The organism is Pseudomonas sp. MWU12-3088 (assembly GCF_023242405.1).
Classification (GTDB): Bacteria; Pseudomonadota; Gammaproteobacteria; order Pseudomonadales; family Pseudomonadaceae; genus Aquipseudomonas; species Aquipseudomonas kribbensis.
This window is the reverse complement of record NZ_JALJEA010000001.1, coordinates 1215189-1235051: the sequence shown is the minus strand read 5'-3', so window position 1 is coordinate 1235051 and position 19863 is coordinate 1215189. Positions and strand designations below refer to the sequence as shown.

General features: G+C 62.1%; 25 protein-coding genes. 12 read left to right on the top strand and 13 right to left on the bottom strand.

Annotation, left to right across the window (positions count from 1 at the left end; all coding sequences use genetic code 11):
* Positions 1-44 precede the first annotated feature (44 nt).
* Positions 45-950, top strand: coding sequence for a LysR family transcriptional regulator (locus M5B98_RS05640; RefSeq protein WP_248742122.1), 906 nt, complete (start codon positions 45-47; stop codon positions 948-950).
* A gap of 54 nt (positions 951-1004) precedes the next feature.
* Positions 1005-1562, top strand: coding sequence for a YceI family protein (locus M5B98_RS05635; RefSeq protein WP_248740760.1), 558 nt, complete (start codon positions 1005-1007; stop codon positions 1560-1562).
* A gap of 6 nt (positions 1563-1568) precedes the next feature.
* Here the strand turns inward: M5B98_RS05635 and M5B98_RS05630 are convergent, their stop codons facing one another.
* The 3 genes from M5B98_RS05630 to M5B98_RS05620 all read right to left on the bottom strand — a co-directional run bounded on the left by M5B98_RS05630 (position 1569) and on the right by M5B98_RS05620 (position 2763).
* Positions 1569-1781: a YXWGXW repeat-containing protein gene (locus M5B98_RS05630; protein WP_248742121.1), complete on the bottom strand. Its 213-nt coding sequence runs from the start codon at positions 1779-1781 to the stop codon at positions 1569-1571.
* Positions 1782-1823: 42 nt separating this feature from the next.
* Positions 1824-2150, bottom strand: coding sequence for a YXWGXW repeat-containing protein (locus M5B98_RS05625; RefSeq protein ID WP_248742120.1), 327 nt, complete (start codon positions 2148-2150; stop codon positions 1824-1826).
* A gap of 127 nt (positions 2151-2277) precedes the next feature.
* A complete protein-coding gene (locus tag M5B98_RS05620) occupies positions 2278-2763 on the bottom strand; it encodes a DUF3592 domain-containing protein (RefSeq protein ID WP_248740762.1) in 486 nt (161 codons plus the stop codon).
* Between the two features lie 156 nt (positions 2764-2919).
* On the opposite strand from M5B98_RS05620, the gene M5B98_RS05615 reads away from it, so the two are divergent.
* Positions 2920-3606 carry a GNAT family N-acetyltransferase gene (locus M5B98_RS05615; protein ID WP_248742119.1) on the top strand — a complete coding sequence of 229 codons (687 nt, stop codon included), beginning with the start codon at positions 2920-2922 and terminating at the stop codon, positions 3604-3606.
* 68 nt (positions 3607-3674) lie between these two features.
* On the opposite strand, the gene M5B98_RS05610 is transcribed toward M5B98_RS05615, so the two are convergent.
* On the bottom strand, positions 3675-4115 hold the full coding sequence (locus M5B98_RS05610; protein WP_248742118.1) for a hotdog fold domain-containing protein: 441 nt from the start codon (positions 4113-4115) through the stop codon (positions 3675-3677).
* 164 nt (positions 4116-4279) lie between these two features.
* On the opposite strand from M5B98_RS05610, the gene M5B98_RS05605 reads away from it, so the two are divergent.
* Positions 4280-4906: a TetR/AcrR family transcriptional regulator gene (locus M5B98_RS05605; RefSeq protein WP_248742117.1), complete on the top strand. Its 627-nt coding sequence runs from the start codon at positions 4280-4282 to the stop codon at positions 4904-4906.
* 183 nt (positions 4907-5089) lie between these two features.
* On the opposite strand, the gene M5B98_RS05600 is transcribed toward M5B98_RS05605, so the two are convergent.
* On the bottom strand, positions 5090-5731 hold the full coding sequence (locus tag M5B98_RS05600; protein WP_248742116.1) for a TetR/AcrR family transcriptional regulator: 642 nt from the start codon (positions 5729-5731) through the stop codon (positions 5090-5092).
* A 100-nt stretch (positions 5732-5831) separates the two neighbouring features.
* On the opposite strand from M5B98_RS05600, the gene M5B98_RS05595 reads away from it, so the two are divergent.
* Complete coding sequence (locus tag M5B98_RS05595; RefSeq protein ID WP_248742115.1) at positions 5832-6416, top strand: NAD(P)H-dependent oxidoreductase; 585 nt, start codon at positions 5832-5834, stop codon at positions 6414-6416.
* An 18-nt stretch (positions 6417-6434) separates the two neighbouring features.
* Here the strand turns inward: M5B98_RS05595 and M5B98_RS05590 are convergent, their stop codons facing one another.
* Both M5B98_RS05590 and M5B98_RS05585 read right to left on the bottom strand, forming a co-directional pair.
* Positions 6435-7553, bottom strand: coding sequence for a P1 family peptidase (locus tag M5B98_RS05590; RefSeq protein WP_248742114.1), 1119 nt, complete (start codon positions 7551-7553; stop codon positions 6435-6437).
* Between the two features lie 27 nt (positions 7554-7580).
* On the bottom strand, positions 7581-8684 hold the full coding sequence (locus tag M5B98_RS05585; RefSeq protein ID WP_248742113.1) for a polyamine ABC transporter substrate-binding protein: 1104 nt from the start codon (positions 8682-8684) through the stop codon (positions 7581-7583).
* 112 nt (positions 8685-8796) lie between these two features.
* On the opposite strand from M5B98_RS05585, the gene M5B98_RS05580 reads away from it, so the two are divergent.
* The gene (locus M5B98_RS05580) at positions 8797-9570 is read left to right on the top strand and encodes a helix-turn-helix transcriptional regulator (RefSeq protein WP_248742112.1); all 774 of its coding nucleotides are present in this window, start codon (positions 8797-8799) and stop codon (positions 9568-9570) included.
* Between the two features lie 6 nt (positions 9571-9576).
* Here the strand turns inward: M5B98_RS05580 and M5B98_RS05575 are convergent, their stop codons facing one another.
* On the bottom strand, positions 9577-10518 hold the full coding sequence (locus M5B98_RS05575) for a class I SAM-dependent methyltransferase (protein WP_248742111.1): 942 nt from the start codon (positions 10516-10518) through the stop codon (positions 9577-9579).
* A gap of 187 nt (positions 10519-10705) precedes the next feature.
* Here M5B98_RS05575 and M5B98_RS05570 point away from each other — a divergent pair, with 187 nt between their 5' ends.
* Together M5B98_RS05570 and M5B98_RS05565 are read left to right on the top strand one after the other, a co-directional pair.
* Entirely contained in the window at positions 10706-11119 is a 414-nt protein-coding gene (locus tag M5B98_RS05570) for a response regulator (RefSeq protein WP_248742110.1), read from the top strand.
* Positions 11120-11182: 63 nt separating this feature from the next.
* On the top strand, positions 11183-11851 hold the full coding sequence (locus M5B98_RS05565) for an HAD-IA family hydrolase (protein WP_248742109.1): 669 nt from the start codon (positions 11183-11185) through the stop codon (positions 11849-11851).
* Here the strand turns inward: M5B98_RS05565 and M5B98_RS05560 are convergent.
* Entirely contained in the window at positions 11845-12504 is a 660-nt protein-coding gene (locus M5B98_RS05560; protein ID WP_248742108.1) for a methyltransferase family protein, read from the bottom strand. The two genes, M5B98_RS05565 and M5B98_RS05560, sit on opposite strands and share 7 nt — an antisense overlap.
* Before the next feature lie 164 nt (positions 12505-12668).
* Here M5B98_RS05560 and M5B98_RS05555 point away from each other — a divergent pair, with 164 nt between their 5' ends.
* Complete coding sequence (locus M5B98_RS05555) at positions 12669-13586, top strand: pyridoxal-phosphate dependent enzyme (RefSeq protein WP_248742107.1); 918 nt, start codon at positions 12669-12671, stop codon at positions 13584-13586.
* 284 nt (positions 13587-13870) lie between these two features.
* Here the strand turns inward: M5B98_RS05555 and M5B98_RS05550 are convergent, their stop codons facing one another.
* Positions 13871-14242 carry an endonuclease domain-containing protein gene (locus M5B98_RS05550; protein ID WP_248742106.1) on the bottom strand — a complete coding sequence of 124 codons (372 nt, stop codon included), beginning with the start codon at positions 14240-14242 and terminating at the stop codon, positions 13871-13873.
* 190 nt (positions 14243-14432) lie between these two features.
* On the bottom strand, positions 14433-15332 hold the full coding sequence (locus M5B98_RS05545) for a LysR substrate-binding domain-containing protein (RefSeq protein ID WP_248742105.1): 900 nt from the start codon (positions 15330-15332) through the stop codon (positions 14433-14435).
* A 113-nt stretch (positions 15333-15445) separates the two neighbouring features.
* On the opposite strand from M5B98_RS05545, the gene M5B98_RS05540 reads away from it, so the two are divergent.
* Genes M5B98_RS05540 through M5B98_RS05530 form a run of 3 tightly spaced genes read left to right on the top strand, consistent with a single transcriptional unit; the run spans position 15446 to position 17696 of the window.
* Entirely contained in the window at positions 15446-16468 is a 1023-nt protein-coding gene (locus M5B98_RS05540) for an aldo/keto reductase (protein WP_248742104.1), read from the top strand.
* Entirely contained in the window at positions 16465-17262 is a 798-nt protein-coding gene (locus M5B98_RS05535; RefSeq protein WP_248742103.1) for an SDR family NAD(P)-dependent oxidoreductase, read from the top strand. Before M5B98_RS05540 ends, M5B98_RS05535 begins: the two co-directional genes overlap by 4 nt.
* A 23-nt stretch (positions 17263-17285) precedes the next feature.
* Positions 17286-17696: an SRPBCC family protein gene (locus M5B98_RS05530; RefSeq protein ID WP_248742102.1), complete on the top strand. Its 411-nt coding sequence runs from the start codon at positions 17286-17288 to the stop codon at positions 17694-17696.
* Between the two features lie 48 nt (positions 17697-17744).
* On the opposite strand, the gene M5B98_RS05525 is transcribed toward M5B98_RS05530, so the two are convergent.
* Positions 17745-19139 carry a sensor histidine kinase gene (locus M5B98_RS05525; RefSeq protein WP_114883917.1) on the bottom strand — a complete coding sequence of 465 codons (1395 nt, stop codon included), beginning with the start codon at positions 19137-19139 and terminating at the stop codon, positions 17745-17747.
* Entirely contained in the window at positions 19117-19800 is a 684-nt protein-coding gene (locus M5B98_RS05520) for a response regulator transcription factor (protein WP_085711556.1), read from the bottom strand. Before M5B98_RS05520 ends, M5B98_RS05525 begins: the two co-directional genes overlap by 23 nt.
* Positions 19801-19863 lie beyond the last annotated feature (63 nt).

The following is a 19863-nucleotide window of genomic DNA, read 5'->3' as shown; positions in this document are numbered from 1 at the left end:
TGTGCCATGGGTGGCACAGTTGATTGTTCTCAGGCAGGCCCGAAATGATCCGTGACTTGAACGACACGCTGGTGTTTGTCTGCGTGGTGCGCCTCGGCAGTTTCACCGCCGCCGCCCATGCCTTGCAGATACCGAAGACCACGGTCAGCCGCCGGGTGCGCGAGCTGGAGCAGGCTATCGGGGTGCAACTGCTGCGTCGCACCACCCGGCAGTTGAGCCTGACCGAGGCCGGCGCGGTGTATTACGAGCAGTGCAAATCCATCGCCGAGACGCTCGAGCACGCCGAACGGGCGGTGCATCAATTGCGTGACGGACCCCGTGGCTGGTTGCGGGTGACGGTGCCGTTTTCATTCGGGGTGAGCTGGTTTGCACCGTTGCTGGCCGGGTTTCGTCAGGCGTATCCGGAGATTCGTCTGGAGATTCTGGCGTCTCATGTGCCGATGGATCTGGTGGGCGAGGAGATCGACGTCGCACTGCGGCTGGGAGCAATGCCGGATTCGAGCCTGATCGCCCGGCGGCTGGCCAGTTTTGCCACGGGCATTTACGCGGCCCCGGAATACCTCGCCCGCCACGGTACGCCGCAAACTCCGGAAGAATTGCTTCACCATCAGACGTTGACGCTGCATCAGGCCCGGCGCGATGTCGGTTATGTCTGGCCTTTGCGTCGGGAAGGGGGGCGACTGAGAGATTATCGTGTCGAACCCTCCATCCTGGCCAACGACCCGGCGCTGTTGCACGACGCGTTACTGGCAGGCGAGGGACTGAGCCTGGCGATGGACCAGAGCATGCAAGCGGATGTGCAGGCCGGACGCCTGATCCGGGTGTTGCCGGAGTGGATCGGCCCGCCGCAGGATCTCAATGCGGTCACGGCTCGCGAGCATCTGCCATCGCCCAAGGTGACGGCGTTGATCGGTTACCTGAAAGCGCACATGCCGGACGGAGTGGCGTAAGCGGCGGTTGTTTGCTTAAGTCAATCGAGGCCCACCGAGGCGCCGGAGCATCCCATGTCGATTCGATTGTTGTTGGCTGCCGTGTGTTGCCTGATCGTCATGCCGACGGCGCAGGCGGTGGAGTACACCCGGGTCAATACCGCCGCCAGCCAGATCAGCTTCACCTACAACCAGATGGGCTCGCGGATGTACGGCACATTCGGCAAGTTCGACGCGACGCTGGATTTCGACACTGCCAATCTGAGCAACGCCCGCACCACATTGCACATTGACCTCACGAGCATCGACGCCGGCAGCGAAGACGCCAATACCGAACTGGTGAAACCGGCGTGGTTCGACACACAAAAGTTTCCGACGGCAGTGTTCGAATCGACCGGTTTCAGCCGGGTCGATGAAAACCATTACCTGGTGGCCGGCCGTCTAACCCTCAAAGGCATCACCCATGAAGTACAGGTGCCGGTGCATCTGAAACCGGATAACAGCATCGGCATCTTCGACGGTGAACTGGTACTCAAGCGCGATGCCTTCGGCCTCGGTGCCGGCGAGTGGGCCGACACCGTGGTTTCGAACGACATCGCGATCAAGTTCAAGGTCGTTGCACCGGCCCAGTGACCGGACTCAATACGCCCGCCAGTGCCCCGGCACCCAGCGCCATTGGTTGCCGGCCCAGCGGTAATGCCCGGCGACCCAGTGATAACCCGGTGCAGGCATCGCCGGAACGACCTCTACGATAGGCGGTGGTCGGTGCGGGCGGGCCGGTTCGACGACACAGCCCGACAGGGTGATTGCCACCAGCGTGGCGGTCAGCAAGGTTTTTATGATTTTCGACATGGTGATGTTCCTGGTGGGTAACGTTGGCGGACGGTTGCGCGATCAACGCACCCAATGGCCTTCAATCCAGTACCAGTTCGGTCCGCGCGCCTGCCAGTGGCCCGGTTCCCAGCGTGCGCCGCGGTGACGCACCGGTTGCCAGTGACCGGGCATCCAGACATAACCCCGGCCTTCCCAGCGCCAGTGGCCGCGATCCCAGGCGTAACCTGCCCGTGGACCGGGCATCGGTTCCATGCGCATCGGTGGCGGTGCTTCGCGGATGATCATTTCGGGTTGGGCAAACACGGGGGAACTGGCCAGCGCGGCCAGCGTCAGCGGCACCAGCAGCAGGGCTTTTCGCCATTTCAACAGGGAACGCAGAACGTTCATGACAACTCCTCAGGACCTGCGTCGGGAAAATGAACGCAGTTGAAGAATTGGACGCCAAATCGGCGAAAGATCCGACGCCGGCCGGATGAAATTTTTGTCAGGAACGGCGCCGGAAAAAGAGGATGAATCAGTAGAAACGATCTTCTTCTTTCATGGCCTGGATCTGCCAGAACGTCCTGCCCGAGATCAGCAGGAACAATACCCCGAGCAACAGGCCGCCGGTCATGATGTAGAAGCCCGGACGGTAGCTGTGCAGTTCGGCGGCAATGGCGTTCTTCTCCGGCAGCCATCGTGAAACCAGCAGAGGGATCGGCCCGCCCACTTCATATTGCGTGTGCTCGGCGTAGCGCTCGTCGACGAACTGATCTTCGTGGCTCTGCCCCTGATCGTCGGTGTAGCGGTAGTGAAGGATCTTGCCGTTCCGGTTCATCCGGATCTCTTCCAGTTGCGTGACGGTGCCGCTGACTTCCATGGCGTTGAACTGCAACAGACCATAACGAATGCCCTGATGGCGGGCCATGCCGGCCAGCAGCAACACTACACAGCATGCGACAGTCAACATCACGATACGGTTGTAGAGATGATCCCTTTGGGCTTCGCGCGGGTAGTACATCGGACGATCCTTCGTGATTTCGGAATAGAGAAAGCCTGCATCGGCGGCGGTGCGGGCAACTTTAGCCGGTGTCCGCGCCCGGGCGCGGTATGATGTCGGCGTTTGCCACGGTCAGCCCGGTGGCAACCTGTGTTTTACCGCCGGAGTTCACCCGCCATGCCCCGCATCACCCACTACAAATCCCCGTGCCCCGAAGGCGTCAACAGCCAGATCCTGCAAATGGTGGTCGACTACCTGACCGACATCAGCGCGATCGGTCTCGGCCCGAGCAACCTGCTGTACAACGTCTATCAGTACGCGGTCGGCTACGAGGTGCATTTGTATCTGGAGGCGCTGAACGGCGAGAAGGGCACCGAAGTGGAGTTGCTGGTGGCCACCGACGACGATGATCCGGAGCAGGTGATCGGCTTCCTGTTGTACTTGCCGGTGCAGGGCGACTGGGAAGCGTGCAATGTGGCGTACCTGGCGGTACAGCAGCCGTACCGCCGTCAGGGCGTGGCCCGGGCGTTGATCGCCGACATGGTGACGCGTTACCCCCATGCCGAGCTGACGTGCAGCGTGGGTAAAGTCCCGTATTTCGAAGCGCTGGGCTTTGAGGTGCTGGGCCAGCTGGAGACTCAGGTGCTGATGAGCACCCGGCATTACCGCAGCAACGGTTTGCGCGGTTTTATCGACACCACGCCGATCTACCGCTCGCTGGAAGTGCAGCAGATCCACACCTATCTGCTGCAGAAGCACGGCAAACGGGCAATGGTCGATGCCGAAAAACAGCGCGACCGGCATCTGGATCAAATCACCCGTCACACCGAAGAATTTGTCCGCCAGCGCCTGACCGTGCACTGATCCGGCCAACGGCAAAAAAGCCCTTGTTGCGAATGACCGCAACAAGGGCTTTTTTTGTGCCCGTGATTTCAGGACAGCTTCACGTTCATGGTGATTCGCGCCGTGAACACCTTCTTGCCCTCGGTGTCGTGGATGTCCACCGGCACGATCTTGTCGCCTTCGGTCTGCCAGTCCAGCCCTTCGCCATTGGCCACGGCTGTGACATCGGATTTGGCCTTGGCCAGGTATTCGACGGTCATGCCTTTGGGAATCCAGCGGGCGCCGGCGGGAATCGACACGTCCGTCATCATCCCGGCCGCGAGCTCAGCGGCATTGCACATGGCGATGGCGTGTACGGTGCCGAGGTGGTTGGTGATCTCGCGGCGGAACGGCACCTGCACCGTCGCCGAGCCTGCGCGCAGCTCGCTGACCAACGGATTGATGCTGCTGAAATACGGCGCGACCTGACAGGCCATCTGGCTGAACGCTTCGGGGCCGGCGCTGGTGAACATGCTGAGAAACTGACTCATGGTGAAGCCTCGCGATTAGGAGAATTTACAGAATGATGTTCCGTTACAGAATATTGTTCTGTAACGGAACGGTATTCTGTCCGTGGGAAATCTGTCAACCTAGGCGCGTTTCGATTACCGGCACGGGCGTGCCTTACAACCGGATTTACCAGGCCTTCAACCCCATGGACACCGCAGATCTACTCGAGCGCAGCTACCCCGGACGCCGGGCCGAACTCAAGCGCGACATCTTTCGCAAGGCCCTGCGCCTGTTCAACGAACAGGGGATCGAGGCCACCACCATCGAAATGATCCGCGCCGAGTGCGACACCAGCGTCGGCGCGATCTACCACCACTTCGGCAACAAGGAAGGGCTGGTGGCCGCGTTGTTTTTCACTGCGCTGGAAGATCAGGCGCGCTTGCGTGACGCCTATCTGGCCGAGGCGACAACGACCGAGGAGGGCGTGCAGGCGCTGGTCTACAGCTATGTGGACTGGGTGGAAAACCAGCCGGAATGGGCGCGGTTCCAGTATCACGCGCGTTATGCCGTGACCCGGGGGCCGCACAAGGACGAACTCGCCGACCGTAACAGAACGCGCAACCAGGGTCTGCGCACCTGGCTGAGCGAATCCGGACGCGCCGCCGAGCTCAATGATTGCCCGGCCGAATTGCTGCCGTCGCTGATCGTCGGTCAGGCCGACAGCTATTGCCGCGCGTGGTTGTCGGGAAGAGTGCAGGGCAGTCCGAAGGCTTATCGCGAATTGCTGGCGCAGGCCACGTGGCGCTCGATCCGCCGCGAACCGGAACGCTGATTTTCAGGGACAAAAAAAGAGCCTCAAGACTCTTTGATGGGGAGGAAGTAGAGCCCGTGAGGCTCAAGATGCGCGTGAAACAAGGTGCGGGCTTGATTGGGGTTCAGGGCACCCGCACCTACGCAGCGGTTTGGTGAACCAAGCGGCTGCGTATCTCCATCCTAGGAAGGTGCCCGGGCGGTCTCAAGTACCGTCAGTCACTTGCTTTGCGGCGCTGGCGGCGGCCCTTTCGACCATCGCGGTGATGGTTGCAAACAACTCGTCGCGGGCTTGCGCCGCGCTGATTTCGTCGGTGGCCGCAGCTTGAGACAACGCCTCGGCGGCACCGAGCATGGCGCGCAGTCCCGCCTGGGTAATGTCGCCTCCGTCAGCGAACGGCGACAGTACACGACGGCACTTTTCCAGGAAAATCGCCTCGTACTCGCGCTTGATCTTCTCCAGTTCCGGCGTGCTGGCCAGGGCGGCAATCACCCCGGGAATCTCGTTGCCCTGAGTCAGCACACAATCGATATACGACGTAGCAATCACCGAGGCAGTGCCGCTCAACGTCGCCTCGCAATTGTCCAGCGCGGCATCCATCAGTGCGGTCTGGCGCCTGTCGAAATCCTGATACAGCGCCGCAAGCAAACCGGCGCGGGTGGTGAAGTGGTCATACACCACCGGTTTGGTCACGCCGGCCTTTTCCGCCAGATAACCCAGGGTCAGGGCATCGGTGCCTTCTTCGCGAATCAATTGCCAGGCCATGTCGAGCAACTGGCGCTGACGGTCTTCCCGGGACAGGCGTCGGCGGGGTTGAACGGATTCGGGGATTTCAGTGGTTGACATTGCTTATATACCAAACGTAACTTACTGAAGGTAACTTACCAAGAGTAGCTTGCGAACAGCATATAGCCCCTGATGAACATTCACCACCCGGAGACTTCCCATGCACGCATTGATTGTTGTGGCTCATGACGATCCCCGTTCGCTGACTCATGCACTGGCGCAGAAAATCGCCAAAGGCCTGTCGGAGAACGATCCGTCCAACACCTTCGAAATTGCTGACTTGCACGCCGAGAAATTCGACCCGCGTTTCGGCGTGGCCGACTGGGCGGTGCATCACCGTGAGTCAGCACCGCCGGCAGACGTCCTGGCCGAACAGGCACGCATCGACCGCGCCGATGTGCTGGTGCTGGTGTATCCGGTGTTCTGGTGGTCGATGCCGGCGCTGCTCAAAGGCTGGATCGATCGGGTGTTCAGCAATGGCTGGGCGTTTGATTTCGACGGCGATTCGACGCGCAAGAAACTCGGACGACTGCGTGTGCAACTGATTGCACTCGGCGGGGCGGATGCACGCACCTACGAACGCCACGGCTACGGCACGGCGATGAAGGCGCAGATCGATCACGGGATTTTCGATTACTGCGGGGCGACGGTGGCGGGCTCGGCGTTGTTGCTGGAGTCCGAGTCGAGCGATCCTGCGATCCAGCTGCAGGCAGCACGCGAACTCGGACAAGGGCTGTTTCGCTGAAGCTCTTTGGAAACAGTTTCAGCGAGCACCCGGCCAACCGGCTTTTTCGAGGGCGGCGAGCAGGGTCGCGGCATCCAGCCCCGGCACCGAATGTCCGTTGCCTTGGGTGCTGTCGCTGGCAAGCAGGGCGTTGATGATCGCTTCTTCAACCGCCTCGGTCGCCGCCAGAAACAGCTCGCTGATGTGGTCGTTGTTGACCATCCGCAAGCCGTCACAGGTCGACGCGCCTTTGCCTTCATAGGCGGCGGGCGGGATGTGGCCGTTGCCGGTGGCGAAGGCAATGAAAATGTCACCGCTGTGGTCTTCGTTGCCACCACCGGTACGCGCCAGACCAAGGCTCGCCCGTTGCGCCAGCCGCGTGCATTGATGCGGCAACAACGGCGCATCGGTGGCCAGGCACACCACAATCGAACCCATACCCGGATGCGGCAGCGAAGCGCGCAGGAACGGCGAATCCACTTGTTCCATGTAACGCCCGACCGGGTAGCCGTCGACCCGCAGTTCGCTGCGAATTCCATGGTTGGCCTGGACGATGGCCCCCACCGTCCAGCCGCCCTCGGCCTTGCTCAATCGGCGTGATGCGGTGCCGATTCCGCCTTTGAATTCATGGCAGATCATGCCGCTGCCACCGCCCACTGCGCCTTCCTGCACCGGGCCGTCCTGCGCAGTGTTCATGGCTTCGGCCACGTGTTCGGGCTTCACGTGAAAGCCGTTGATGTCGTTGAGCAAACCATCGAAGGTTTCCAGCACCACCGGCATGTTCCAGTAGAGACGACCGTCGTCCGGTTGCTGCGCGCGATCCAGTTCGATCAAGGCATCGCGCACCACGCCAAGGCTGTGGGTGTTGGTGAAGGCGATCGGACTGGTCAGCAGGCCGGCCTCGCGAATCCATTCCAGCCCCGTCGCATCACCGTTGCCGTTGAGTACGTGAACGCCGGCAAAACACGGTTGTGCATTGGTCGATCCGACGCGAGGTTCGATCAGGGTGACGCCGGTGCAGATGTCGCGTCCGACGGCGCTTTGCCCCCGCACATTGCTGTGGCCGACCCGCACGCCGGGTACGTCGGTGATGGCGTTGAGCGGGCCGGGTTGCAGCTGTCCGATGCGGATGTCGAGGTCGCGGGCACGTGGTTTCATGGCGTTCTCTTCTCTGTTCATTTTTGATTATTGACCGTTCTTGACCTTGCTCCAGACCCGCGTGCGCACCCGTTCGGTGGCTTTGGGCAGAGGCTCGAGGGTGAACAGCGTGGCCATCGCCGTGGCAGACGGATACACCGCCGGGTTGTCGCGGGTGGCTTCGGCGACCAGCGCAGTGGCGGCGCGGTTGCCGTTGGGGTAGGAGAGGTGATCGCTGACCGGCGCAATCACCTCGGGTCGCAGCAGGTAGTCGATGAACGCCAGGCCCTGGGTCGGATGCGGCGCGTCCTTGAGCAGCACCAGCGTGTCGAACCACACCGGCGCGCCTTCTTTCGGCAGGCTGTACTGGATCTTCACACCGTTGCCGGCCTGCTCGGCGTTGGTCTTGGCTTCGAGCATCGCGCCGGACCAGCCGACCGCCACGCAGATGTTGCCGTTGGACAGGTCGCTGATGAATTTGGATGAATTGAAGTAGGCGATGTGCGGGCGCAGTTTCAGCAGCAGCGCTTCGGCTTTCTGATAGTCCTCGGCGTTGGTGCTGTTGGGCGGCAGGCCGAGATAGTGCAGCGCGACCGGGAGCATTTCCGACGGTGAATCGAGCATCGCCACGCCGCACTCGCCGAGCTTGGCCAGGTTCTCTTCCTTGAACACCAGATCCCAGGAATCCACCGGCGCCTTGTCGCCCAGTACGGCGCGCACCTTGTCGACGTTGTAGCCAATGCCGTTGGTGCCCCACAGATACGGTACGGCGTACTGATTGCCGGGATCGTTATTGGCCAGTTTGCTCAGCAGATCGTTGTCGAGATTCTTCCAGCCCGGCAGTTGATTGCGGGGTAGTGGGGCGAGGGCGCCGGCCTTGATCAGGGTCGGCAGACTGAAGTTGCTCGCCACCACCACGTCGTAGCCGCTGTGGCTGGTCATCAGTTTGCCTTCCAGCACTTCGGCGCTGTCGAAGGTGTCGTAGACCGGTTCGATGCCGCTGTCGCGCTTGAAATCATGCAGGGTGTTCGGGCCGATGTAGTCGTACCAGTTGTAAACATGCACGCTCGGCGCTTCGGCCGCTTGCGCGGTCAGTGCGACGGACACGACGCCCGCCAGGCCCAGGTTGATATACCCACGATGACAACGCATGATGCGGCACTCCTGGCCTGTTGGCAGGCCGGTGATGAACAGGAGTGGTCAGCCTATCGGGCAGGCCATGTCAGACCCATTCCCATCATGGGTTACTCCAAAGGGGTAGAGCGTGGACGCGTTGCTGCAGGAATTGCCGGTGCATCAGAGCCTGTCGCGAGTGTTCGCCACGGTGGGTCAGGACGGCTTCTGGCGGGCGCTGGTCGATACGGTGCGGCTGCTGGTGCCTCTGGACAATGCGCTGGTGGCGGTGATGCAGGCGGGGCGCCCGCCGCAATTGCTGATCGACTTCGACAGCAAGGGGCGCGCCGACGAGCAGGAAGAACTGGCCGGTTACTGTACCGGCATGTACCTGCTCGATCCGTTCTACCAGGCCGTCGTCGCCGGGATCGCCGACGGTTTGCACAGCCTCGCGGCCGTGGCGCCGGACCAGTTTCTGCACAGCGAGTACTACCTGAGCTACTTCCGTTCGGTGGTCGGCGCGGATGAGCTGCAGTTCATGGTCAACATCGACGCAGGCGTGCTGGGTTTATCGATGGGCCGCTCGACGGCGTTCAGTTTGCAAGAGCAGGGACGTCTGCTTTGCGTGCGGGACTGGGTGTTGTCAGCGATGCGCCGGCACGTGCAGTTGATGCCACCGCAAGGGGCGACGGTCGAGGCGCCGGTCGGCGATATTGCGGCATTGCTGGACCGTTTCGACGCGCGGCTGACCGCACGCGAAATCGACACGGCGCGCCTGATTCTCCAGGGTTTTTCCAGCAAGGCCATGGCTCAGCACATGAACATTTCGCCGGAGACGGTGAAGGTCCATCGGCGCAACCTTTATCACAAGCTCAACGTCACCGGGCATGGCGAGTTGTTTGCGCTGGTCCTGCGCCCGCGCTGAGCAGGATCAGCCGATCTGCTTGAACAGTAGCGCCTTAAGACCGCTCTCAGGTTCGATATCCGGAAACTCCGGCGGGTTCTCCAGTCGCTGATCGAAACGCAGGCTCGGCGCTTCCTGGGTGACGCCGTCGATCAGGAAATCCGGACCGAACGACGGATCGTTCATGCACGCCAGCACCGTGCCCTGTGCCGTCAGCAGTTCCGGCAGGCGGCGCAGGACACGCTGGTAATCCTTGGTCAGCAGGAAGCTGCCTTTCTGGAATGACGGCGGGTCGATGATCACCAGATCATAGGGGCCGCTGTTGATCACTTTGCCCCAGGACTTGAACAGGTCGTGGCCGAGGAAACTCACCTTGCTCAGGTCATGCCCGTTGAGACGGTGATTGTCGCGGCCCCGGCTCAGTGCGGCACGGGACATGTCGAGGTTGACCACATGGCTGGCACCGCCCTCGATGGCCGCCACCGAAAAACCGCAGGTGTAGGCGAACAGGTTCAACACCCGTTTGCCGGCTGCTTGCTCGCGCACCCAGTTGCGGCCGTAGCGCATGTCGAGGAACAGCCCGGCGTTCTGTTTGCGGCCCAGATCCACGCGGTATTTCAGGCCGCCCTCGACGATGGTCATCTCCTCGATTTCTTCCCCCAGCAGCCATTCGGCGGTGCTTTGCGGCAGGTAACGGTGCTGGATCAGCAGGGTATGTGCGCCGGACTGCTGCCATTGCTCCGAACCGGTGATTTCCAGCAACAGACGCTTGAGGTCTTCCAGTTGCGAAGCCTCGGGTTCCTTGAACAGCGACACCAGCACCACGCCTTGCAGCCAGTCCACGGTGACTTGCTCCAGCCCCGGCCAGCAGCGTCCACGACCATGGAACAGGCGCCGGGTTTCGGCCGGGGCCGAGGTCAGCGCGGTGAGCAGGTGGGCGTGGAGAACGGCGAGGGCTTGAGGGTTCATCAATCGGGATCGGCCAGCAAAAGGGCGGGCATTTTAACCACAAAAGCGCCGTGGCGATGGCCCGCCGAGCGACGTTATCGAAAAGACCTGTATCAAAAATGAATTTATGTACAAGGCGCTGCTCATACCAGATAAGCAGCGGGATCATGCCGCTAAATCGTTCATGCAATTCAGGGAGTGCCAGTTCATGTGTCCAATTCCGACGTCGAGCGCGCACCTTCCTGGCGGGTTGATTCTGGTAGTGGAAGACGATCCGTTGATTCTGGAGTTTCTGTGCGAAATTCTTCAGGAGGAAGGTTTCAAGGTCGAGCCGCAGACCAGTGCCGATGCGGCGTCGCAATACCTGGAAGAGCACGCGCCGGAAGTCGCGCTGCTGCTCACCGACATCACCATGCCCGGCACCCTCAATGGCGCGGACCTGGCCAATCTGGTGGGCGAGCGCTGGCCGGAAAAACCGGTGATGGTCATGTCCGGCTATGAAACGCCGGAAACCTCTGGCGTCCGCCATCCGGTGGCGTTCATCAAGAAGCCCTGGGCCATCGGCCAGTTGCTCGATTGTGTGGACGACGCGTTCAAATCCAAGGCGCCGCGTCTGCACTGAAGCCTGCGGCAGATGCTACATTGCCGGGCACATTTGCCCGGCTTTGCCTAAGGATGCGATCCCTTGTCTGCTCACGATGCTGTTTTCAATCGCGCGTTCGGCGCGTTCCTGTTCGACATGGACGGTACCGTCCTCAACTCCATCGCCGCCGCCGAGCGGATCTGGGCGGCCTGGGCCGAGCGTCATGGCGTGGATGTCGGGTCGTTCCTGCCGACCATCCACGGCGTGCGTGCCATCGATACCATCACGCGTCTGAACCTGCCGGAGGTGGACGCCGAGGCGCAAGCGGCGTTCATCACCGAGGCGGAAATCGAAGACGTTGAAGGCATTGTCGAGATTCCGGGTGCGGCGGCGTTTCTCAAGTCGTTGCCGGCAAATCAGTGGGCCATGGTGACTTCGGCGCCACGGGACCTGGCGTTGCGGCGGATGGCGGCGGCGGGAATTCCGGAGCCGGCGGTGATGATTACGGCCGAAGACGTGACGGCAGGTAAACCTGACCCGGCCGGCTATAGACTGGCTGCGAAACGTCTGGGCCTGGAACCGGCCGATTGCCTGATTTTCGAAGACGCGGCTGTCGGTATTCAGGCTGCTGAGGCAGCCGGTGCGCCGCTGATGATCATCACGTCGACCCACCAGCATCCGATCGAGACACCGCACGCGACCATCGCCAGCTACCGCGAGGTTGCGCTGAGTATCGACAGCGACGGCCAGTTGCGTTTGCAACCTCAGTAAACGCCCGGCAACAACCGCCAGCTGCGCGCGCAATAGGCGTCGTATTCGGCGCCGAACTGGGCGCGCAGCAGCGCTTCTTCCGAGTGGATACGGGCAATCAGCGGGATCAGCGTCAGCACCGCCAGCAGGATCCCGACCACCGAACGAAATGCCAGGGCCCAGCCCAGTGCGTTGACGACCAGCCCCAGATAGCTGGGATTGCGCAGGCGTGTGTAGATGCCATCGGTTACCAGACGGTGCCCCGGCTGAATCGCCACCAGTCCGCTGAACCGATGCCCCAGCACAAACACCGGCCACAACCGCAACGCCCCACCGGCGATGAACAGCAATGCCCCCAGCCAGCGGGTGCCTTCGCCGCCCACGGTCCAGAAACCGATACGGTCGCACCAGGCCGGGAGAAAACCACTGACCAGTCCGATCACGCCGAACGCCGGAAGCACCCAGCGATTGGCCCGGTCCTCGCGCTCGCCGGAGCTGAGGTTCACTTCGCTGAACAACGACACCACCACCATCACCAGCGTTGCCAGGGCCACGACCACCAGTGATCCGTGGGAGAAGAACACCGCCACGCCACCGATGCCCCACATCGCCAGGCCCAGATAGGCGAGGGTGGCGAGGACCGCGACGACGGTCATTTGCGCTGACATTTTCATAGGCACCTCACGGCTGTTCCGTTCAGTGTAGATCCGGGCACGATCCCCGGCGTTCAGCGTTGGGTGGACGAGGTGAACTAAGCTTCAGACAGGGACGTTTCACTTTCATCCGTCCACGCTCCGACGCAGCGGTCGCCCGGACGTGGCCTCAACAGGAGCCCGCCATGCTGCACATCCGCACGCCGTTGATCCTCCATCCGACCCTGTCGACCACCTCCCGGCGTATCTGGTTGAAACTGGAAAACCTGCAACCCAGCGGTTCCTTCAAGCTGCGGGGCATGGGGTTGTTGTGCAGTCAGGCGGCGGCGCAGGGCAAGCGCAAAGTCGTCTGCCCGTCCGGCGGCAATGCCGGCCTCGCCACGGCTGTGGCGGCGGCCAGTCTGGGTTTGCAAGCCTGCATCGTGGTACCGCACACCACCCCCGAAGCCACTCGCGCGCGCATTCGTCGCACCGGCGCCGAAGTCATCGTCCACGGCAAAGTCTGGGACGAAGCCAACCAGCGGGCGCGGGAGCTGGCCAGCGCGGCAGACACCGAATACGTCCCGGCCTTCGACCACCCGGTGTTGTGGGAGGGGCACAGCACCATGATCGATGAAATCCTCGAAGACTGCCCGCAGGTCGACATCGTGGTCACCTCGGTCGGCGGCGGGGGATTGCTCGCAGGAATTCTCACCGGACTGCTCCGCCATGACCGGCGTGACTGCCGGATCATCGCCTGCGAAACCCTGGGCGCCGCCTCGTTTGCCGCCGCCGTCGAGGCCGGTCACCCGGTGCGCCTGAGCAAGATCGACACCGTCGCCACCTCCCTGGGCGCCGCGCAGGTAGCGAAGTGGCCGGTGCAGCACATCGGCGAGTTCGATCACGAATGCCTGGTGCTGTCCGATGACGACGCGATCATGGGTGTGGTGCGCTATGCCAGTGATTTGCGGCAATTGGTAGAGCCGGCGTGCGGGGTGTCGCTGGCAGTGGCTTATCTGGATCATCCGGCGCTGACGGAGGCTCGGGATGTGGTGATTGTGGTGTGTGGCGGGGTGAGTATCAGTGCGCAGTTGGTGGCGGGGTGGGCGCGGATGGGGGCTTGATTCAGTGCTGGCGGTGAACTTCAAAAAACCCTCACCCCAGCCCTCTCCCGGAGGGAGAGGGAGCCGACCGCAGTGTCTCAGGTCATGCATCGACCTGAAAAACCGAGTCGATTATGGATTCCAAGCATGCGACACCGAGTCGATTATGGATTCAAAGCATTGGCCGGAAATACAGAGTCGATTTTGGATTCACAGCAGACTTTTCAGGTCGATGTATTACGACAATATCCCCCAATCGGCTCCCTCTCCCTCCGGGAGAGGGCTGGGGTGAGGGCTCTTTCGGATCAACGTCGCAATCGAAGTTCCCCCGCGATCCTGACAATCTGCTCCAACACATCCTCCATCTGCTGAATCACCTCAAGATTACTGAACCGCACCACCTCAATCCCAAGCCGCTGAAGATAGAGCGTCCGCCGCCGATCATGAACCTCTCCCGCCTTCTCATAATGCTGTCCCCCATCCAGCTCCACCGCCAACCTCAACTCCACACAATAAAAATCCAGCACAAACGGCGGGATCGGCACCTGCCGCCGAAACTTCATCCCCGCCACCTGCCGCGCACGCAGCCTTTGCCAGAGCATCTGCTCGCAATCGGTCTGGCTGGCGCGCAAGCGGCGGGCGAATCGGCGTTGGTCGAGGGTAGGGCGATTTTGCATGCTTCACGTCCTTGTGAAGTGGGATGGAAAATTCACTGTAGACCGGACAAACCGTCAGTGCCGGATCAACCTGATCATGGATTGACACTAGATTTTTCAGGTCGCTGTATCACGTCAATATCCCCCGATCAGTCCCCTCTCCCTCGGGGAGAGGGTTAGGCGGGCGGCGTTCCGATGAGGGGCCAGCAGATTATCTGGCGCCCGAGATGTCCGGCCCCGTCAGCATCGTCCTGAATGTCTCCACCAACGGCCGCAAATTGACCCGATGCCACGCCGCCCACAACGGCGTGGTAAACGCCAGCCACGGCACCTCCCGCAACACTACGCCCGGCGGGGCGCTGTGGCTCAGGCCTTTCTGGATCATCGCAATCCCCAGCCCCGAAGCGACCAATCCGAGCGCGGTAAACGGCTCGGTCGCCTGCATCCGCACATCCGGGGTGAAGCCGGCGCGCAGGCAGGCGCTGAGGAAGTCGTCGCAGGCATCCTGACGCGGTTGCACGCCGATCCATTCCTGAGTGGCCAGATCCTCCGGGCTCAGCGAAGCCTGTCCAGCCAGCGGATGCTGCTCAGGCAGCGCCAGCAGCATCGGGTCGTCCAATACCTGAAAACCCAGCAGATCCGGATCGTCCGCCGCCGGCGGTTCACTGACCAGCGCAATGTCGAGGCTGCGCTGACGCAGGCCTTCCAACTGTTCGGCGGAGTTGAGGTTGTACAGCGCGACATGCACGTTCGGTCGATCCACCCGCAGCACGCGCAAGGCGTTGGGCAGGACGCCCGCGTGCATGGCGTTCTCGATATAGCCGATGCACAAGCCACCTTCCTCGCCACGGCCCAGGCGTTTGCCGAGGGATTCCAGGCGATTGGCGTGGGTCAGCAAGGCACGGGTTTCGGCGAGGAACGTCTGGCCGTCCCGGGTCAGGCGGATGCGTTGCTGGCTGCGTTCGAACAGGGTCAGGCCCAGGCGCTCTTCGAGCTGGGCAATCTGCCGGCTCAGGGGCGACTGGGAAATATGCAGGCGCTCGGCCGCGCGGCCGACGTGCTCTTCCTCGGCGACGACCACGAAGTAGCGCAATTGGCGGAAATCGATCATGTCAGACCTTTAGGGACTCAAGTGCTGCGCATTATGTCTTGGACGGTCTGAGTGTCGCAATCTACGATCTGCTCAACGGTCAACCACGACCCAGACACTACGAGGAAATCCCCATGAGTTTGAAAGACAAACTGCCCGGCCAACTGGGCTTCGGCACCGCGCCACTGGGCAACATGTTCCGCGCCATTCCTGAAGAAGAAGCCCAGGCCACCGTGCATGCGGCGTGGGATGCCGGCGTGCGTTATTTCGACACCGCGCCGTTCTACGGCTCGGGCCTGTCGGAAATCCGCCTCGGCGAAGCACTGTCCCGCTACAAGCGCGACGACTATGTGCTCAGCACCAAGGTCGGCCGGGTGATTCTCGATGAAGTCGAAGACGCCGCCGCCCGGGATCTGGGCGAGAAGAGCGGGGTGTTCGAACACGGCCGCCCGAACAAGATCGTCAACGACTACAGTGCCGACGCCACCTTGCGTTCAATTGAAGACAGCCTCAATCGTCTGAAAACCGATCGCCTGGATATCGTCTGGGTCCACGACATCGCTCAGGATTTCTACGGCGACCAATGGCTGGAGTACTTCAACCAGGCCCGCACCGGCGCCTTCAAAGTCCTGACCCGCCTGCGCGAAGAAGGCGTGATCAAGGGCTGGGGTCTGGGTGTGAACAAGGTCGAACCCTGCGAATTGACCCTTGATCTGGCCGAGGCGCAGCCCGACGGCTTTCTGCTGGCCGGCCGCTACACTCTTCTCGACCACGAGCGGGCCCTGCAGCGTCTGATGGATTCAGCGCGGGCGCAGAACGTTGAAATCGTCGTCGGTGGCCCTTATAGCTCGGGGATCCTGGCCGGTGGCGCGCACTTCGAATACCAGAAGGCCAGCCCTGAGATCGTTGCCAAGGTCGAGCAGATCAAACGCATCGCGGCGGCCCATGGTGTGGATGTAAAAGCAGCGGCGCTGCAATTCTCCCTGGCCAACCCGGCCGTGGCGGCAGTGATTCCCGGCGCAAGCAAACCCGGGCGGATCGCCGAGGACGTGGCGGCGCTGTCGGCGGTGATTCCTGCAGGTTTCTGGCAGGCCATGCGTGAAGCGAAACTGGTGTCCGAACGTGCACCATTACCTATCGACGAGGTGAAAGCATGAAGATCGATCTGAGCGGAAAACTGGCGATTGTCAGCGGCAGCACGGCGGGTATCGGTTTGGGCATCAGCCAGTCACTGGCCGAGGCAGGCGCCACGGTGGTAGTGATCGGTCGCGACTCGGCCAAGGTCGAGCAGGCACTGGCGAGCATCCGTGACAAAGTGCCGGGCGCGAAACTGCGCGGTCTGACGGCGGATCTGGGCACGGCCGAAGGCGCGCAGAAACTGTTCGCCGCCGAACCGAAAGCCGACATCCTGGTGAACAACCTCGGGATCTACAACGCCGTGGACTTCTTTGATGCGCCCGACGATGAGTGGACGCGCTTCTATGAAATCAACGTGATCTCCGGCGTGCGCCTGTCGCGGCATTACGTGCCGGCGATGGTCGAGCAGGGCTGGGGCCGGGTGATCTTCCTGTCTTCGGAATCCGGCGTGGCGACTCCGGCCGACATGATCAACTACGGCGTGACCAAAAGCGCCAATCTGGCGGTGTCCCATGGTCTGGCCAAACGGCTGGCGGGCACTGGCGTCACGGTCAATGCGATCCTGCCGGGTCCGACCTTCACCGATGGCGTCGAAGAGATGCTCAAGGATGCAGCCGCCGAATCCGGCCGCAGCCTACGGGACGAAGCCGACGCGTTTGTGCGCCGGGCCCGTCCGACCTCGATCATCCAGCGCGTGGCCGATGTCGAAGAAGTCGCGCACCTGGTGACCTACATCGCTTCACCGCTGTCTTCGGCCACCACCGGCGCCGCACTGCGCGTCGACGGCGGCGTGGTCGACAGCCTGGCAATCTGAATTTTTGAGAGAGACATTTATTTATGGCAACAGCAACAGCATCCATCGACATCCCGGCTTCGGCCGATCAGGTCTGGCAATTGATCGGCGGTTTCAACACGCTGCCGGACTGGCTGCCGTTCATTCCCAAGAGTGAACTGAGCGAAGGCGGGCGCGTGCGCAGCCTGCAAACCGCCGACGGCGGGGTGGTGGTCGAGCGCCTGGAAAGCTTCGATAACGCCGGCAAGACCTACAGCTATTCGATCCTGCAGGCGCCGTTTCCGGCCACGGATTATCTGGCGACGATTCGCGTCGAAGCCCAGGGCCAGGGCGCGAAGGTGACGTGGTCGGGGCGCTTCACGGCCAAGGGCGTGAGCGATGAGGAAGTGGTGGCGCTGTTCAGCGGCATCTATCAGGGTGGACTGGAGGCGCTGCGCGCCAATTACCCGGCCTGAGTTTCATGATCGTTCCCACGCAACGTGGGAACGATCACTGCCCAAAAGTCAGGACTGTGAAATCAGGCTCTGCCGACAATCCAGCACCAGTTTCGCACCGCCCAGATCACTGCGACCCACCTCAAGACTGAACCCGTGCAGGCTGACAATCGCTGCAACGATCGACAGTCCCAACCCGAAACCGCTTTGCGGTTGTCCGCCCTCGGCGCGATAGAAGCGTTGGAACACTGCTTCGCGTTCCGACTCGGGAATGCCGGGGCCGGAATCGTGCACTTCGATCCGCGTATGCCCCGCATCATTCACCCCACGCAAAATCACGGTGCCTCCCGGCGGAGTGAACTTGATCGAGTTGCTCAACAGGTTGGCCAAGGCTTCAAACAACAGTGCCCGGTCACCATTGAGCATCGGCAGGGTTTCCGGCATGTTCAGCTCGAAGCGCAGTTCGTCTTCCTCGGCCAGCGGCAAGTAGAACTCATGCAGTTCCTGCAGCAATCGCACCGGATCGAGCTCCACGAATCCGGAACGGCGCTGGCGATCTTCCAGTTCGGAAATCCTCAGCAAACCCCGAAAACGCGCCATCAGCGTATCCGCCTCGGCCAGCACCAGATCCAGTTGCGCCGCCTCCGGCGAGCCTTCGCCGGCCTGCTGCTGCATGCGGTACAACTGCGCCCGCAGGCGGGTCAGCGGGGTGCGCAGGTCGTGGGCGATGTTGTCGCACACGCCTTTGACTTCGTTCATCAGGCGCTCGATACGATCGAGCATGGCGTTGACGATGGCGGCGAGCATGTCCAGTTCGTCGCGGCGATTGGACACGGGCAAGCGGTGAGTCAGGTCACCGGCAACGATTGACTGGGCACTGGCCTGAATCGCTCGTATGCGTCGCAACGGCCGGCGCCGCAGCAAATGCCAGCCGATGATCCCCGGCACGATCGTCAGCGAAACACCCCAGAGCAGGGCACGCAGGATGATTCGGGTCACGGCGAACAGCGAACCGTTGTCGCGCACCAGCACCAGCCAGCGACCGTCGCGGGTCGGCGTGGCGACCGCATCGCAACTGTCAGCGGGCAGGGTCGGGTCGTCGGATTCGGAACAGTCGCGCAGTTCGTGGATCTTGCCGTCCAGCGGCAGGCCCGCAGGCATCTGCTGCAAGGCCCCGCCGAGGTAGGTGTGGTCGGCGGCGAACAGGCCGTAGGCGTCGATGCCGCGAATGTCGAAGGTCATGCTGGCGGCGAGCGCGTCCTCCAGTTGCTCACCGCGAAAATGCGAGAACAGATGCTGACGCTGCATCAGCGAATGCTTGGCCAGGTTGTCGAGGTAACCGGACACCTCGAAATACATGACCCCCATGAGGATCCCGCTCCAGGCCACGAACAACGAACTGTAAAGCGCCAGCAGCCGGCTGCTGGAAGAACGCCAACCGTCAGACGGGTTCGGCAATGACATAACCCGAGCCTCGCACCGTGCGGATCAGCGGGACGTTGCCCGGCGGGTCGATCTTCTTGCGCAGGCGACCGATGTGCACGTCGATCAGGTTGGTGCCCGGGTCGAAGTGATAACCCCAGACTTCCTCGAAAATCATCATGCGCGACAGGATCTGGCCGCTGTTGCGCATCAGGAATTCCAGCAACTTGTATTCGGTCGGCAGCAGCGTCAGCACCTGCTCGGCGCGACTGGCTTCGTGGCTGATCAGGTCCAGTTCCAGGTCCGCCACACGCAGGGTGGTGGGCTGGGTGCCGCCGTTGTTCTGGCGGCGCAGCAACACTTCGACCCGGGCGGCCATCTCGTCGGTGGCGAAGGGTTTGGTCAGGTAATCGTCACCGCCGGCGCGCAGGCCGCGTACGCGTTCGTCGACATCGGACAGGGCGCTGATCATCAGGATCGGCGTGGACACACCCATGGTGCGCAGGGTGGTGACGATGGCCAGGCCATCGAGTTCGGGCAGCATGCGGTCGAGGGTAATCAGGTCGTAATTGCCGCTGACGGCGCGGTCGAGGCCTTCGCGGCCGTTGTCGACCCAGTCCACGTCGAGGCCGTGGCTGCTCAGTTCGGCGACGATTTCCCGGGCGGTCACGGCGTCGTCTTCGATGGTCAGGATGCGAGTCATGGTGGGCCTGCTGATCGGTTCAAACGGAATGGCAGCATTTTGCCAAGATTTTGCAATAACGCT

What these genes read in the sequence shown, in the direction of transcription:
- M5B98_RS05585 (WP_248742113.1), bottom strand. Translation starts at nt 8,684, where the DNA reads ATGCGTTGTCATCGTGGGTATATCAACCTGGGCCTGGCGGGCGTCGTG.
- M5B98_RS05620 (WP_248740762.1), bottom strand. Translation starts at nt 2,763, where the DNA reads ATGTACTACCCGCGCGAAGCCCAAAGGGATCATCTCTACAACCGTATC.
- M5B98_RS05570 (WP_248742110.1), top strand. Translation starts at nt 10,706, where the DNA reads ATGTGTCCAATTCCGACGTCGAGCGCGCACCTTCCTGGCGGGTTGATT.
- M5B98_RS05550 (WP_248742106.1), bottom strand. Translation starts at nt 14,242, where the DNA reads ATGCAAAATCGCCCTACCCTCGACCAACGCCGATTCGCCCGCCGCTTG.
- M5B98_RS05590 (WP_248742114.1), bottom strand. Translation starts at nt 7,553, where the DNA reads ATGAAACCACGTGCCCGCGACCTCGACATCCGCATCGGACAGCTGCAA.
- M5B98_RS05520 (WP_085711556.1), bottom strand. Translation starts at nt 19,800, where the DNA reads ATGACTCGCATCCTGACCATCGAAGACGACGCCGTGACCGCCCGGGAA.
- M5B98_RS05560 (WP_248742108.1), bottom strand. Translation starts at nt 12,504, where the DNA reads ATGAAAATGTCAGCGCAAATGACCGTCGTCGCGGTCCTCGCCACCCTC.
- M5B98_RS05605 (WP_248742117.1), top strand. Translation starts at nt 4,280, where the DNA reads ATGGACACCGCAGATCTACTCGAGCGCAGCTACCCCGGACGCCGGGCC.
- M5B98_RS05630 (WP_248742121.1), bottom strand. Translation starts at nt 1,781, where the DNA reads ATGTCGAAAATCATAAAAACCTTGCTGACCGCCACGCTGGTGGCAATC.
- M5B98_RS05640 (WP_248742122.1), top strand. Translation starts at nt 45, where the DNA reads ATGATCCGTGACTTGAACGACACGCTGGTGTTTGTCTGCGTGGTGCGC.
- M5B98_RS05545 (WP_248742105.1), bottom strand. Translation starts at nt 15,332, where the DNA reads ATGATCGATTTCCGCCAATTGCGCTACTTCGTGGTCGTCGCCGAGGAA.
- M5B98_RS05600 (WP_248742116.1), bottom strand. Translation starts at nt 5,731, where the DNA reads ATGTCAACCACTGAAATCCCCGAATCCGTTCAACCCCGCCGACGCCTG.
- M5B98_RS05530 (WP_248742102.1), top strand. Translation starts at nt 17,286, where the DNA reads ATGGCAACAGCAACAGCATCCATCGACATCCCGGCTTCGGCCGATCAG.
- M5B98_RS05635 (WP_248740760.1), top strand. Translation starts at nt 1,005, where the DNA reads ATGTCGATTCGATTGTTGTTGGCTGCCGTGTGTTGCCTGATCGTCATG.
- M5B98_RS05625 (WP_248742120.1), bottom strand. Translation starts at nt 2,150, where the DNA reads ATGAACGTTCTGCGTTCCCTGTTGAAATGGCGAAAAGCCCTGCTGCTG.
- M5B98_RS05525 (WP_114883917.1), bottom strand. Translation starts at nt 19,139, where the DNA reads ATGTCATTGCCGAACCCGTCTGACGGTTGGCGTTCTTCCAGCAGCCGG.
- M5B98_RS05575 (WP_248742111.1), bottom strand. Translation starts at nt 10,518, where the DNA reads ATGAACCCTCAAGCCCTCGCCGTTCTCCACGCCCACCTGCTCACCGCG.
- M5B98_RS05555 (WP_248742107.1), top strand. Translation starts at nt 12,669, where the DNA reads ATGCTGCACATCCGCACGCCGTTGATCCTCCATCCGACCCTGTCGACC.
- M5B98_RS05535 (WP_248742103.1), top strand. Translation starts at nt 16,465, where the DNA reads ATGAAGATCGATCTGAGCGGAAAACTGGCGATTGTCAGCGGCAGCACG.
- M5B98_RS05595 (WP_248742115.1), top strand. Translation starts at nt 5,832, where the DNA reads ATGCACGCATTGATTGTTGTGGCTCATGACGATCCCCGTTCGCTGACT.
- M5B98_RS05540 (WP_248742104.1), top strand. Translation starts at nt 15,446, where the DNA reads ATGAGTTTGAAAGACAAACTGCCCGGCCAACTGGGCTTCGGCACCGCG.
- M5B98_RS05615 (WP_248742119.1), top strand. Translation starts at nt 2,920, where the DNA reads ATGCCCCGCATCACCCACTACAAATCCCCGTGCCCCGAAGGCGTCAAC.
- M5B98_RS05610 (WP_248742118.1), bottom strand. Translation starts at nt 4,115, where the DNA reads ATGAGTCAGTTTCTCAGCATGTTCACCAGCGCCGGCCCCGAAGCGTTC.